This is a genomic window from Billgrantia endophytica, from assembly GCF_002879615.1.
GTDB lineage: Bacteria > Pseudomonadota > Gammaproteobacteria > Pseudomonadales > Halomonadaceae > Halomonas > Halomonas endophytica.
The window spans coordinates 1-11,894 of the sequence record NZ_PNRF01000046.1; the positions used below are offsets into that span (position 1 = coordinate 1).

The following is an 11,894-nucleotide window of genomic DNA, read 5'->3' on the forward strand; positions in this document are numbered from 1 at the left end:
GCCCAGCCCGAGCAGCCGAAGGCCGATGCGCCCAAGCCGGCCGAGAAGGCCGAGAAGCCCGCCGACGCGCCCAAGCCGGAAGCCCAGCCCGAGCAGCCGAAGGCCGACGTGCCCAAGCCGGCCGGAGAAGAGGCCCCGAAGGACGAAACACCGGCACAACGCCGCCGTCGTGCTCATAACGATCCGCGCGAAATCCGCCGTCGCGAGCAGGAAACCAAGGCCCAGGATAGCCAGCAAGGCTGAGGCTTCCCCGCCTGGCACAACGAAACGCCCGCGCAATGCGGGCGTTTCGTTCATGGCCATGTGCGAGTTCTTGCGTGATCAGCCAGCCAGACGCGGCTCGCGCTCGAGGTCGACACCGAATCGCTCGGCCACCTGGCCGGCAACGCTTTCGGCAAAGGCCAGCAGCTCGGCGGCGCTGCCGCCACCGAAGTGGACCAGCACCAGAGCCTGGCGCTCATGCACACCGAAGTGGCCCTGACGCCACCCCTTGAGGCCACAGCGGTCGATCAGCCAACCCGCGGCCAGTTTGACGCGACCATCAGGCTGCGGGAAGTGTGGCAACTGCGGATAATCCCTCAATAGCCGCTCGGCCGCCTCAAGGCTGACCAGGGGGTTCTTGAAGAAACTACCGGCGTTTCCGAGTAGCGCCGGGTCAGGCAGTTTCGCTCGGCGAATGGTGCAAACCGCCTCGGCCACCTGCAAGGCAGTCGGATGGGCATCGACATGCGTGGCAAGGTCGCCGTAGTCGAGACGCGGGCGCGAAATGCGTGAAAGACGCATCACCAGGCGCGTGATCACCACTCGCCCATCCAGCTCGCGCTTGAAGACGCTGTCGCGATAGCCGAACGCGCATGCCCGTGACGGCAGGACGGCCTCGCGACCATCCTCCACATGGAGCAGATGCACCGCTTCCAGCGTCTCGCAGAGCTCCACGCCGTAGGCACCGATGTTCTGGATTGGCGCCGCGCCACAGGACCCAGGGATCAATGCCAGGTTTTCGATGCCCCAGAGCCCACGGCGGGCAAGCTCCATCACCAGGGTGTGCCAGTTGACCCCGGCACCGGCATGTACGAGCACCCGCCCCTTGGACTCTTCCAGCCGCCACTCATCCAGGATGGGCCGTACCACCAGCCCCTTCAACCACTCGGGAAGGATCAGGTTGCTGCCCTCGCCCAACACCGTCAGGGGCCACTCCTGCTTCCCGGCCATCCACAGAAGCTCCTGCAACGCTTCGACGCTGGTTGGCGCTGCAAAACGCTCGGCCACGCAGGGCAACCCCAAGGTGTTGAATCGGCTCAGGTCATGATGCGACTGCATCTCGGTACTCAATCCACTACGCCTCGATCCGCCGACGGATAGCCTCGACCAGGCCCTTCGAAGCCGCGTCGACCAGGTCCAGCACCTCCTCGAAGCCCTGCTCACCCCCGTAGAAGGGGTCCGGTACCTCACGGCCATCATGACCGGCAAAATCCAGGAACAGCCCGACATGGGCCGGGGACTCGGCAGGACACCGCTCATGCAGGGCCGACAGGTTGTCGTGATCCATCGCCAGCAGGTAGTCGAAGCGATGGAAATCCTCTTCCGCCAACTGGCGTGCTCTCAGGCTTCCCAGGTCGATGCCGCGTCGCATCGCCGCCTCTCTGGTACGCGGATCCGGCGCCTTGCCCACGTGCCAGGCGGCAATGCCACAGGAGTCGACCTCCACCCGCCTGGACAGGTCGGCTGCTTCCAATGCCTGGCGAAAGACACCCTCGGCAGTGGGCGAACGGCAAATATTGCCGAGGCAGACAAACAGCACACGCATGGGGGTTCTCCTCACTTGCTCCGGGCCAGCAATGCCCGGACTCGCTCAAGATCATCGAGCGTATCCACGCCCGCCGGGTTGGGCTCTACCGCGAGTGCCACCTGAATGGCATGCCCATGGTGCAGGGCACGCAGCTGCTCGAGCTGCTCGAGCCGCTCGAGGGGAGATGGCGACCAGTTGCGATATTCGGCAAGGAAACCGGCGCGATAGGCATAAAGCCCGATATGGCGCAGCCAGGCATCGGTTTCCAGCCGCTCGGGGCGAGAGGCGAAGGCGTCACGATCCCAGGGAATGGGTGCCCGGGAAAAATAGAGCGCTCGGCCGGAGGCCGCGCGCACCACCTTGACCACGTTGGGGTTGAACAGCGTAGCCACATCACCGATCGGCTCTGCAAGGGTGGCGATGGATGCCTCGGGGTCATCGAACAGCCGTGCCGCCACCTGATCGATCAGCCGGGGCGGAATCAGCGGTTCGTCCCCCTGGACATTGACCAGCACGGCATGGTCGGCAAGGCCAAGCGATTCCGCCACCTCGGCCAACCGGTCGGTGCCGGAGGGATGGTCGGCGCGGGTCATGACCACCTCGGCCCCGAAAGGAACGAGGGCATCATGGATGCGCCGATCATCGGTCGCCACCACCACTCGGCCGGCCCTGCTCTCACAGGCACGTCGCCAGACATGGGCAATCATGGGCTCACCGGCGATATCGAGCAGTGGCTTTCCCGGCAGGCGCGACGCGCCAAAACGAGCAGGAATCACCGCAATGAACGCATGCGCCACCGCTTCCATCAAGCCTCTCCCGTGCGTCCGGGCGAGATCGGCAGTTTCTCGTCCACATCAAGGTGACGCGCCTCTTCGGGCAACATGACGGGGATGCCGTCACGCACCGGGTAAGCCAGACCATCATAGTGACAACGCAGCTCCCGGGCGCCACGGTCATACTTGAGTTTACCCTTGCAAAGCGGGCAGACCAGCATCGCCAGCAGTTCCTCGTCCATCTTGCACCTCCGCAGAAAGGAATGACCGCCGCCAACCGTCGGCAACGGTAGTATGGTTTATCGCAGTGTCGCCAGCCTCGCCTCCAGCCACGCCTCGAAACCGGGCTCGGGCTCGGCCTCCACTTCCAGCACCCAGCTGTCAGGCGGTGCTATGGCCTGGCATTTTTCGGCATCTTTCGCCGTCATCACCACCGGCCGACCATCGTCGAACGCCAGGTCCGCTGCCGTAAAGTGGTAATGATCCGCAAAACCGTGGGGGATCACCTCGATTCCCAGGTCGGCCAGGGTAGCGAAGAAGCGGCCTGGATTGCCGATACCAGCGACCGCATGAACCGGGCCGGAAAAAGGCAAGGGCGTCAGTGCGCAGCGCGCCCCGTCAGCCAGAGAACGCCATTCTCGTGACACGAGCCTGAACACCCAGGCTCCCTGGGGCGGGGCGAAGATCGGGTCGCCGTTCATCAGTACCGCATCCGCGTCGTCCAACCGCCCCAGAGGCTCGCGCAACGGGCCCGCAGGCAGGCAGCGTCCGTTGCCGAAACCACGCCGCCCGTCCACTACGATCAGTTCGATATCACGGCCCAGCGCCAGGTGCTGCAGCCCATCATCACTGATCACGATGTCGCAGCCCGCTTCGATCAGCGCACGAGCGCCACGCGGACGATCCGGATCCACCACCACTGGCAGGCCAGTCTGGCGCGCCAGCATGCGGGGCTCGTCACCACAGCGCTCCACCTCGGTGTCGCCGGCCACGCGCAGCGGGTATTCATTGCCCGCATTACCGCCGTAACCCCGGGAGACGATTCCCGGATGCCAGCCTCGACTGACCAGGTAGCGGCCCAGCCAGGCCACAAGCGGCGACTTGCCCGTCCCTCCCAGGGTCACGTTGCCCACTACGATCACCGGCACCTCTGCCTGCCAGATGGCGCGTCGTCCCGTCCGGTAGGCAAAGGCTCGACGCGCTACCGCCTTGCAATAGAGGAATTCCAGCGGACGCAGTAGCCTGAGCCAGGTGGCATCACCGTAGACCGCTTTCAGCCAGCGCTCTCCCAGCCCCATCGTTACGGGGCCTCCTGAAACTGAAGGCGATGCAATGCCGCATAGGCGCCGTTACGGGCCAGCAGTTCACCATGAGAGCCCTGCTCCACTACCCTCCCCTGTTCCATGACCAGGATACGATCGGCGCGCTCGATGGTAGAGAGGCGATGGGCGATGACCAGGGTCGTTCGCCCTTCGCACACGACCTCCAGCGCCTTCTGAATGTAGCGCTCCGATTCCGTATCCAGGGCCGACGTTGCCTCATCGAGGATCAGCAGTGGCGCATCCTTGAAGATGGCCCTGGCAATGGCCAGGCGCTGGCGTTGCCCACCGGAGAGCATGATGCCGTTATCGCCCACTATCGTGTCATAGCCCTGCGCAAGTGGCTCGATGAACTCATGGGCGTAGGCGGCCCGCGCCGCCGCCTCGATAACCGTCCGGTCCGCATCCGGCATGCCGTAGGCGATATTGTCCGCAATACTGGCGTTGAAAAGGGTCACTTGCTGCGAAACCAGCGCGATCTGGCGGCGTAACGGAGCCAGGCGATACTCATCGATGGGGATGCCGTCGATCACCACGCGCCCTTCCGTGGGGCGGTAGAAACGGGGCAATAGTCCCACCAGCGTCGACTTGCCGCTGCCCGAGCGCCCTACGATGGCCACCATTTCCCCGGGCTGCACCGTCACATCGATCCCCTTCAGCACTTCGGGCTTGTCGTCACCGTAGCGGAAACGTACCCCCTGCAACTCCACCCGGCCTTCGAGCCGCCCCGGCTCCCGGGTGCCTTCGTCCGGCTCAGTGGGCACTTCCAGCAGCCCGAACAGCTCGCCCGCCGCCGCGATACCCTTCTGGATCTCGCTATTGATCTCGGTGAGCTGGCGAACCGGCTTGGCCATCAGCGAAGCCGCCGTGATGAAGGCGACGAACTCGCCCGGGGTCATGTCGTCCAGTAGTGCCGGCGACATGGCCAGCCAGACGAGAACGGCCAGTGACAGCGCAACCAGGAGTTGGATGACCGGCGTGCTGATGGCCTTGGTCAGCGCCTCCTTCATGCTCTGCTGGCGGTTGTAGTCACTGGCCTTGGCGAAGCGGGCCTTTTCGTAATCCTCGGCCCCGTGGGTGCGCACCACCCGATAGCCGGTCAATGCCTCCGAGGCCACGTGGGTCACGTCCCCCATGGAGTATTGGATACGCTGGGAGATGCGCCGGAAGCGCTTGCTGGCATAGCTGACCACACCCGCGATCAGGGGGGTCACGGTCAGAAACAACAGTGTCAGCATCCAGTTGGTCCACATCAGGTAGCCCAGCAGGCCGAGGACGAAAAGACCTTCCCGCAGGACGATGGTGACCGCCTTGGTAGCCGCTCCGGTAACCTGTTCGACGTGGTAAGTGACCCGGGATATCAGGTGACCACTGGAATGGGCGTCGAAAAACCGTCCCGGCAAGTGCAACATATGGTTGAAGACGTTGCAGCGCAGTGCATGCACCACGTTGCGCGCCACATTGCTCATGAAATAGGTGCCAAGGAAAGTACCCAGTCCCCGCGCGGCGAACATGCCAACCACGAACAGGGGCAGGAAGAGGCGAAAGGCGGCGTCCGGATTCTGGATGCCGTCGATCAGGCGCTTCATCATTTCCGCCAGTGCAGTACTCGAAGCGGCGTAGATGGCATAGCCGACGATTGCCAGCATGAAGGAGACCCAATGGGGTTTCACATAGCTCAGCAAGCGCTTGTAGAGATTCCAGCCGGAGTATTGAGTCACGGTGTCTCCGAATGCGTGGGTGCAGCTTGTGTCTGACGGGTGGCGATACGTACCCGATGGATGCTCTGCCTGTTCGCTTGATCCAGTACCCGCACCACATCGGCATGCATGGCTCGAGCATCGGCTTCCACGACCAGTCCATGCAGGCGCGCCTGTTCGGCCTCGCCTGCCAGTGCCTCACCCAGTTCGGCTGGGTCCAGTTCACGCTCACCGAGCCGATAGCCACCCTGCTCGGTTACCACCAGGGTCACCGGCGAGAACTCCATGTCGGCACCTGTCGTGCCCTCCGGCAACTCCAGTTCCAGGGCCTGGCGGGTCTCGAAAGTGGTGGAAACCATGAAGAAGATCAGCAACAGGAAAACCACATCGATCAGGGGAGTGAGGTTGACCTCCACAGGGTCTCGGCGTCGGCGCAAGAACCTCACGTCCGCTTGACCTCCGGCGCGATCCGCCCATCGGCCCCGATGCGTTCGCCCTCCTGCTGATCGTTGAAGCGCAGATCACCCGGGTAGTGGGCAAGGAATTCCACGACCTGACTGGCCTGCTCTTCCATCCGCACGGTGATGTCCTCGACACGACGCTGAAAGTAGCGATGGAACATCAGGGCGGGAATTGCCACGGTAAGGCCGGCTGCCGTGGTCATCAAGGCACGGGAGATACCGCCGGCCAGGTCGGCGGTACGGCCCGCGCCGTCACCGGCCACGATGACCGAGAAGACCTCGATCATGCCCATCACGGTGCCCAGCAGTCCTATCAACGGCGTAATGGCAGCGATGGTGCCCAGCGGGCTGAGGAAACGCTCCATGTCATGTATCACTGCCGTGCCGGCCTCTTGCAGCCGTGCCCGTACCTGCTCATGCCCCAGGCGGGCATTGCGCAGCCCGGTGGCCAGTACGCCGCCCAGCGGCGAGTGTCCTTCAAGCCAATGGAGGTTGACCTGCCCTCGAGTCATCAGGGTACAGACTTCCTGGCCCAGGCCATAGGGGGCGATCCGCTTGGCGCGCAGGGTCCAGAGCCGTTCGATGATGATCACCGTTGCCAGCAACGAACAGCCCAGCAGGGGGATCATCAGCCAGCCTCCGGCGATGAGCGCATCCATCATGTCCATTCGTTCCTCTCCTTACGCGGCCCCCACGGCAGCGATCAGTGGGGCGATTCTACCGCATGGCACCCGCCTTCGACACCGCCGCGGAGCCAGGGTTTGGCCCGGATCGTATGGAGCGGCCCCTTGCCAATCTCTCCCAACCAGGCCGTCACGGCACCGTCGAGGGCCGTGCTCCATTGACAGCTGCCGGCCCGCCGAAAGCGCCGGATCACCTCGTCATGGGGGTGCGCGAACGAATTGTGGTGGCCGGCACTATAGATCACATGCCGGGGCAGTAATGACTGGACCAGCTGCGGTCCGGAACTGGTGCGGCTGCCATGATGGCCCGCCACCAGTATCGTCACCGGTCGTTGAACGTCCTGCAGGAAGGCGCGCTCCACCTCGCGCCCGACATCGCCTGTTATCAATAACCGTTCGCCGCCGGCCGTGACCTCCAATACACAGGAGCGGTCGTTGCTGGAAAGTTCAGTGGCCTGCTCGGGCGGCCACAGCACTCGATACAGCACGCCGTCCCGCTCCCAGTGCTGCCCTCGCAAGCAGGGAGCGAAGGGCACGTCGATCTCGCTACCGGGAGGAGCCAGGAATTCGCCGACATGATGCGCCTCAGCCAGCAACGGAACACCGCCGGCATGGTCGAGATCATCATGGCTGACCAATACGGTATCGAAATGCTGGCCTGCCGGCCATAGCGCCGCCAGTGGGGCAAAACCCGAGGAAAACCGCGGCCCCGTGTCATACAGCAGGCGATAGCTGGCGCTACGCAACTCCACCAGTTGCCCCTGGCCGACATCCTGTACTCGCACCCGAAGTGTGCCGGGCTCCATGTCCGAGCCCGTCACTCCCAGCATGGCTGGCAACAGCAGCAGGCTCCCACCCGTGCGTAGTACCACCGCAATGCCCGGCAGAGCCCACAGCAACGCCAGGAGCGCAAGCATCAGAGCCAGGGGCACCACGACGTCCGGGGAGGGCCACCAAAGCGGTAAGCGAATCACCGCGAACTCGAGCATGCCGATAAGGATCAGCACGATCCACTCGAAGAGCCACCAGCATAAGGCGGACAATGGGGCCAACGGCGAGAACAGCCAGCCCAGCAGCCCCAGGGGCACGAGCAACGAGCTGACCATGGGCACCGCCACCAGGTTGACCAACGGTGCGGAGGGCGCCAAACGGGCAAACGCTATCAGCACGGCCGCCGCCATCAGCGGCGCCAGCAGCATCTGGGTACGCACCAGCGCCCAACCCCAGCCTCGTATTCCCCGTGGCCTGACCCGGCCCTGCCAGATCAGGATCAACAGCGCCACGGCAATGAAGGAGAGCCAAAGACCAGGGCGCCATGCCGACAGGGGGTCGATCAGCACCACGATCCCCAATGCCAGCCACCAACCCTGCCACGAGCCTGGCGCATGCCGCCCACTGGCCACCCAGAGCCCGATCAAGGTCATGATCATGGCGCGCATGGCCGGCGGCTGAAGTCCGGCCAGCCAGGCATAGCCAACGGCGGCAGCGCCGGCCAGCCACCAGGGCCAGACCGCCAGGCGCCAGCGCCCCGGCGCCACCAGCCGGGCGACACCACGAGCCACCAGCAGGGAAAAGGCGGCTACCAACCCGACATGCAAACCGGAAATGACCACCAGGTGGGTCGTGCCACTGGCATTGAGCAGATCCCAATCCTCCCGTGTCAGGCGCTCTCCGGCCCCCAGTGTCAGAGCGGCCAGCCAGCGTGCCGCCTCCGGTGACAGATGTCGCTCATCGAGATGCTCGAGCGCCAGCTGACGCACGGACCCCCCCGCTTCCTGCAACCGTCTGGCTGAAGGGTCGCTGCGCACATAACCCGTGGCCTGGATGCCTTCCCGCCACAGCCAGGCGCCATAGTCGAAGGTGTCCGGATTGGCGAACCCGGCAGGCGGACGCAGACGAACAGCCATCGCCCAACGCTCGCCCGGCGCCATTGGCGGCGCCTGGAAATAACTGAGACGAACCCGGCGAAGCGTGTCGCAGGGTAGCCTGGCCTCCTCCACGGCGCGGCACTCGTCGACGCTGACCAGCAGCCGGGCCTGCCGCCCTTCATCCTCGACGGACTCGAGACGCCCTTCGATCAGGAGGTCGGTTCCCAATAGCCCGAGTGGGAGTACCGCTCCCCTGGCCATCAATACCTGACCCGCCGCCAGGGCCATGACAAGGGCCAACGCCACCCCCCGCCAGCTTCCCCGCGCCAGCAGCAAGAGCGTGCCCAGCGCCCAGAGTTCCACCAGGCCAGAGGGCGCCAGCCAGCCCAGCCCCGTCCCGGACAACACCGTCACTGCCAACGGTATCGCCATCCCCGTCCGCCCCACCTTGCCCCCTTCTTTTTCTTTGCCCTTTCCCTGTTTCCTTTCTCCAGGACTTCCCCACTTCCCTTTTCGCCACCCGGTTTCCTTGCGCCCCCGCTTCCCCCTCCCTGGCGGCCTGCGGCATTCGCCCCATATTCCTTCCCCAGTGGCATAGCGAGGCACCCGTCATCCATGGATAATAGCCGGGTCACGAAGCAGCGAGCCCAATCGACATGCCGCGCCGATTCCTGCAGCGCTACATGCCCAACCCCGAAACGCTCAGGCGTCAGCGCTCGCTGCGCTTCATGAGCCAGTTTATCGGCGATCCTGGTCTTTGGGCCCTGTCCCGCCGCACCGTGGCCAATGCCTTTTCCGTGGGGCTGTTCAGCGCCATGCTGCCGATCCCCTTCCAGATGGTCGTGGCCGCATGCGGTGCCTATTTGCTACGCTGCAATTTACCGCTTTCCGTCGGCCTGGTGTGGATTACCAACCCCTTGACCATGCCCTTGATCTTCTATGGCAACTACCGCCTGGGGGCATGGCTGATGAACACGCCGGTTCGAGAGGCACCAACCCGCATCTCGACACGATGGATTGCCGAGCGAATGGCCGATATCTTGCCTGCCCTGGCTCTCGGCTCGGTGGTCGTGGCCATCGTGGCCGCCGTTCTCGGGAACGTGGCGATTCGACTGGTCTGGCGCTGGCATATTTCGCGCAGCTGGAAGCAGCGCGCGATGAAGCGCCGGCTGCAACGGCTGGAGCTGGAAGACTGAGCCCTGGCCTTGGCCAGGGCTCGATCGAGTGAGACAGAGTGAGACAGAGTGAGACAGCATCGGTGAGGCAGGGTCAATCGCGCCAGTGGCCGTCGTGATCCCGTGGCAATGATCGAGTTACAGTCAGCTCGACGACTGTTCGGTCAGGCGCCCGCCGTCGAGCTTGAGAACACGATCCTGATGGGCAGCCAGGGACAGATCGTGGGTCACCACCACGAAGGCACACGCCGTCGTACGTGCCAACTCGTCCATCAGTGCCAGGATACTCGCCGCCGTGGTCTGGTCCAGGTTGCCGGTGGGTTCATCCATGAGCACCAGACTGGGGTCGGTCACCAGAGCGCGGGCGATGGCCACCCGCTGACGCTCGCCGCCAGAGAGTTCGCCCGGTTTATGGTCGCCACGCTCCGCAATTCCCACCTTGACCAGCAGTTCACGAGCCCGCGCCTCGGCCTGCTTCTTGCGCAAACCCCGTACGATCAACGGCAATGCCGCATTTTCCAGGGCGGTGAACTCGGCGAGCAGATGATGGAACTGGTAGACGAAGCCGATATGACGGTTCCGAAAGCGGCCCAGCGCCGCCTCGCCCAGGTCCAGCAGTGACTCGCCGGCAATACGGACCTCGCCCCGGGTAGGCCGGTCGAGCCCCCCCAGCAGATTGAGCAGCGTCGTCTTGCCAGAGCCTGAACTGCCGACGACAGCGACACGCTCTCCGGCACGAACCTGCAGGGCCAGGCCATCCAGCACCGTGACGTCCCGGGGCCCTTCGTGATAGATCCGGGTCAGGTCGTGACATTCCAGCATCACCCTGTCGCTGATAGTCGCCGTCTGGCTCATGGAGCTCTCCTCATTCGCGGTAGCCGGATCATTCATAGCGCAACACCTCGGCGGGCTGGACACGGGCCGCTCGCCACGCGGGGTAGATGGTCGACAGGAAGGTAAGACCGAAGGCAGCCGCAATGATGTCGCGCACATCGGACCAGTGCAGACGCGAGGGCAGGTCACTGATGAAGTAGACCCCAGCATCCAGGAACTGGATGCCGAGCACCGATTCCACCCAGCCGATCAGGTCCGAGATGGTCAGCGCAAGCAGTACGCCGAGCCCGACGCCCACGGCGATACCGATCACCCCGATGGCCATCCCCTGGACCATGAAGATCCCCATGATGGAACGTGGCGTGGCGCCGATGGTGCGCAGTATGGCGATGTCGGCATGCTTGTCGGTCACCACCATCACCAGGGTAGAGACGATATTGAAGGCCGCCACGGCGATGATGACCGTCAACAGCAGCGCAATCATGCGCTTCTCCATCTGGATGGCCTGGAACAGGTTGCCATGGGAGAAGGTCCAGTCACTGCCCCGGTAACCCGACCCCAGCTCATTGATGATGGCGCGGGTTTCATTGGCGGCAACGAAGAGATCGTCCAGTTCCAGGCGCAGCCCCCCGACGGCATCACCCATGCGGGCCAGGGTCTGCATGTCCTCGATGTTGGCGTAGGCCAGGTTGGCATCCAGGTCGGCGCCGACGCTGAAGATGCCACTTACCGTGAAGCGCTTGAGTCGTGGGAAGACACCGGCCGGAGTAATGGAGGCCTCCGGCACCAGCAGCGTGACGCGATCCCCGACACCCACGCCCAGGTGGCGGGCCAGCAGTGAGCCCAGTACGATATTCCATTCACCGGGCGCCAGGTCTTCCAGGTTACCCTGGCGCATGTGACGGCCGATGATGGAGACGCGGTCCTCCCATTCGGGGTGGATTCCGTTGACCATGGCGCCCTCGTTGCGCCCCCCGACCGAGAACATGCCCTGCTGCTCCACGAACGGCGCTGCGCCAATCACCCGTTCCCGCTGCATCAGTTCACCGGCCAGTGATTCCCACTCCACCATGCCGGTGCGGGACTCGATCTTGGCGTGGGGGACCATGCCCAGGATGCGGGTGCGCAGCTCATGGTCGAAGCCGTTCATCACCGAGAGTACGAGAATGAGCACTGCCACGCCAAGCATCAGCCCAAGCATGGATGTCAGCGAAATGAAAGAGATGAAGTGGTTGCGGCGCTTCGCGCGCACATAGCGCAACCCGATCAACAATGGCAAGCGGTCAAGCATG

At 64.3% G+C, this 11,894-nt stretch carries 12 protein-coding genes and 1 pseudogene; 2 read left to right on the forward strand and 11 right to left on the reverse strand.

What is annotated here, in order from left to right; translation table 11 throughout:
* Positions 1-243: pseudogene (locus C1H69_RS23690) on the forward strand (hypothetical protein); the annotation flags it as partial.
* A 78-nt stretch (positions 244-321) separates the two neighbouring features.
* On the opposite strand, the gene murB reads toward C1H69_RS23690, so the two are convergent.
* Genes murB through C1H69_RS21510 form a run of 9 tightly spaced genes read right to left on the reverse strand, consistent with a single transcriptional unit; the run spans position 322 to position 9,025 of the window.
* Complete coding sequence (gene murB, locus C1H69_RS21470) at positions 322-1,320, reverse strand: UDP-N-acetylmuramate dehydrogenase (protein ID WP_102655429.1); 999 nt, start codon at positions 1,318-1,320, stop codon at positions 322-324.
* 16 nt (positions 1,321-1,336) lie between these two features.
* Complete coding sequence (locus C1H69_RS21475; RefSeq protein ID WP_102655430.1) at positions 1,337-1,807, reverse strand: low molecular weight protein-tyrosine-phosphatase; 471 nt, start codon at positions 1,805-1,807, stop codon at positions 1,337-1,339.
* Between the two features lie 11 nt (positions 1,808-1,818).
* The gene (kdsB, locus tag C1H69_RS21480) at positions 1,819-2,595 is read right to left on the reverse strand and encodes a 3-deoxy-manno-octulosonate cytidylyltransferase (protein WP_102655431.1); all 777 of its coding nucleotides are present in this window, start codon (positions 2,593-2,595) and stop codon (positions 1,819-1,821) included.
* On the reverse strand, positions 2,595-2,804 hold the full coding sequence (locus C1H69_RS21485) for a Trm112 family protein (protein WP_102655432.1): 210 nt from the start codon (positions 2,802-2,804) through the stop codon (positions 2,595-2,597). The genes kdsB and C1H69_RS21485 overlap by 1 nt, the downstream gene beginning before the upstream one ends.
* Before the next feature lie 57 nt (positions 2,805-2,861).
* Positions 2,862-3,860, reverse strand: a complete 999-nt coding sequence (gene lpxK, locus C1H69_RS21490) for a tetraacyldisaccharide 4'-kinase (RefSeq protein WP_102655433.1) — start codon at positions 3,858-3,860, stop codon at positions 2,862-2,864.
* Between the two features lie 2 nt (positions 3,861-3,862).
* A complete protein-coding gene (gene msbA, locus C1H69_RS21495; RefSeq protein ID WP_102655434.1) occupies positions 3,863-5,602 on the reverse strand; it encodes a lipid A export permease/ATP-binding protein MsbA in 1,740 nt (579 codons plus the stop codon).
* Positions 5,599-6,027 carry an ExbD/TolR family protein gene (locus C1H69_RS21500; protein ID WP_102655435.1) on the reverse strand — a complete coding sequence of 143 codons (429 nt, stop codon included), beginning with the start codon at positions 6,025-6,027 and terminating at the stop codon, positions 5,599-5,601. Before C1H69_RS21500 ends, msbA begins: the two co-directional genes overlap by 4 nt.
* The gene (locus C1H69_RS21505) at positions 6,024-6,710 is read right to left on the reverse strand and encodes a MotA/TolQ/ExbB proton channel family protein (RefSeq protein ID WP_205738583.1); all 687 of its coding nucleotides are present in this window, start codon (positions 6,708-6,710) and stop codon (positions 6,024-6,026) included. The genes C1H69_RS21500 and C1H69_RS21505 overlap by 4 nt, the downstream gene beginning before the upstream one ends.
* Before the next feature lie 35 nt (positions 6,711-6,745).
* Entirely contained in the window at positions 6,746-9,025 is a 2,280-nt protein-coding gene (locus tag C1H69_RS21510; RefSeq protein ID WP_102655436.1) for a DNA internalization-related competence protein ComEC/Rec2, read from the reverse strand.
* A gap of 224 nt (positions 9,026-9,249) precedes the next feature.
* Here C1H69_RS21510 and C1H69_RS21515 point away from each other — a divergent pair, with 224 nt between their 5' ends.
* Positions 9,250-9,789 (forward strand): DUF2062 domain-containing protein, encoded by a 540-nt coding sequence (locus C1H69_RS21515; RefSeq protein ID WP_102655437.1) that lies wholly within the window; start codon positions 9,250-9,252, stop codon positions 9,787-9,789.
* 123 nt (positions 9,790-9,912) lie between these two features.
* Here the strand turns inward: C1H69_RS21515 and C1H69_RS21520 are convergent, their stop codons facing one another.
* Together C1H69_RS21520 and C1H69_RS21525 are read right to left on the reverse strand one after the other, a co-directional pair.
* Entirely contained in the window at positions 9,913-10,623 is a 711-nt protein-coding gene (locus C1H69_RS21520) for an ABC transporter ATP-binding protein (protein WP_240610041.1), read from the reverse strand.
* Positions 10,624-10,651: 28 nt separating this feature from the next.
* Positions 10,652-11,893, reverse strand: coding sequence for a lipoprotein-releasing ABC transporter permease subunit (locus tag C1H69_RS21525; protein ID WP_102655439.1), 1,242 nt, complete (start codon positions 11,891-11,893; stop codon positions 10,652-10,654).
* Between the last annotated feature and the right edge of the window lies 1 nt (position 11,894).

Bases quoted from the DNA above. Each gene is read 5' to 3' on its own strand.
- murB (WP_102655429.1), bottom strand. From the start codon at position 1,320: ATGCAGTCGCATCATGACCTGAGCCGATTCAACACCTTGGGGTTGCCC.
- C1H69_RS21475 (WP_102655430.1), bottom strand. From the start codon at position 1,807: ATGCGTGTGCTGTTTGTCTGCCTCGGCAATATTTGCCGTTCGCCCACT.
- kdsB (WP_102655431.1), bottom strand. From the start codon at position 2,595: ATGGAAGCGGTGGCGCATGCGTTCATTGCGGTGATTCCTGCTCGTTTT.
- C1H69_RS21485 (WP_102655432.1), bottom strand. From the start codon at position 2,804: ATGGACGAGGAACTGCTGGCGATGCTGGTCTGCCCGCTTTGCAAGGGT.
- lpxK (WP_102655433.1), bottom strand. From the start codon at position 3,860: ATGGGGCTGGGAGAGCGCTGGCTGAAAGCGGTCTACGGTGATGCCACC.
- C1H69_RS21505 (WP_205738583.1), bottom strand. From the start codon at position 6,710: ATGGACATGATGGATGCGCTCATCGCCGGAGGCTGGCTGATGATCCCC.
- C1H69_RS21510 (WP_102655436.1), bottom strand. From the start codon at position 9,025: ATGGCGATACCGTTGGCAGTGACGGTGTTGTCCGGGACGGGGCTGGGC.
- C1H69_RS21515 (WP_102655437.1), top strand. From the start codon at position 9,250: ATGCCGCGCCGATTCCTGCAGCGCTACATGCCCAACCCCGAAACGCTC.
- C1H69_RS21520 (WP_240610041.1), bottom strand. From the start codon at position 10,623: ATGAGCCAGACGGCGACTATCAGCGACAGGGTGATGCTGGAATGTCAC.
- C1H69_RS21525 (WP_102655439.1), bottom strand. From the start codon at position 11,893: ATGCTTGACCGCTTGCCATTGTTGATCGGGTTGCGCTATGTGCGCGCG.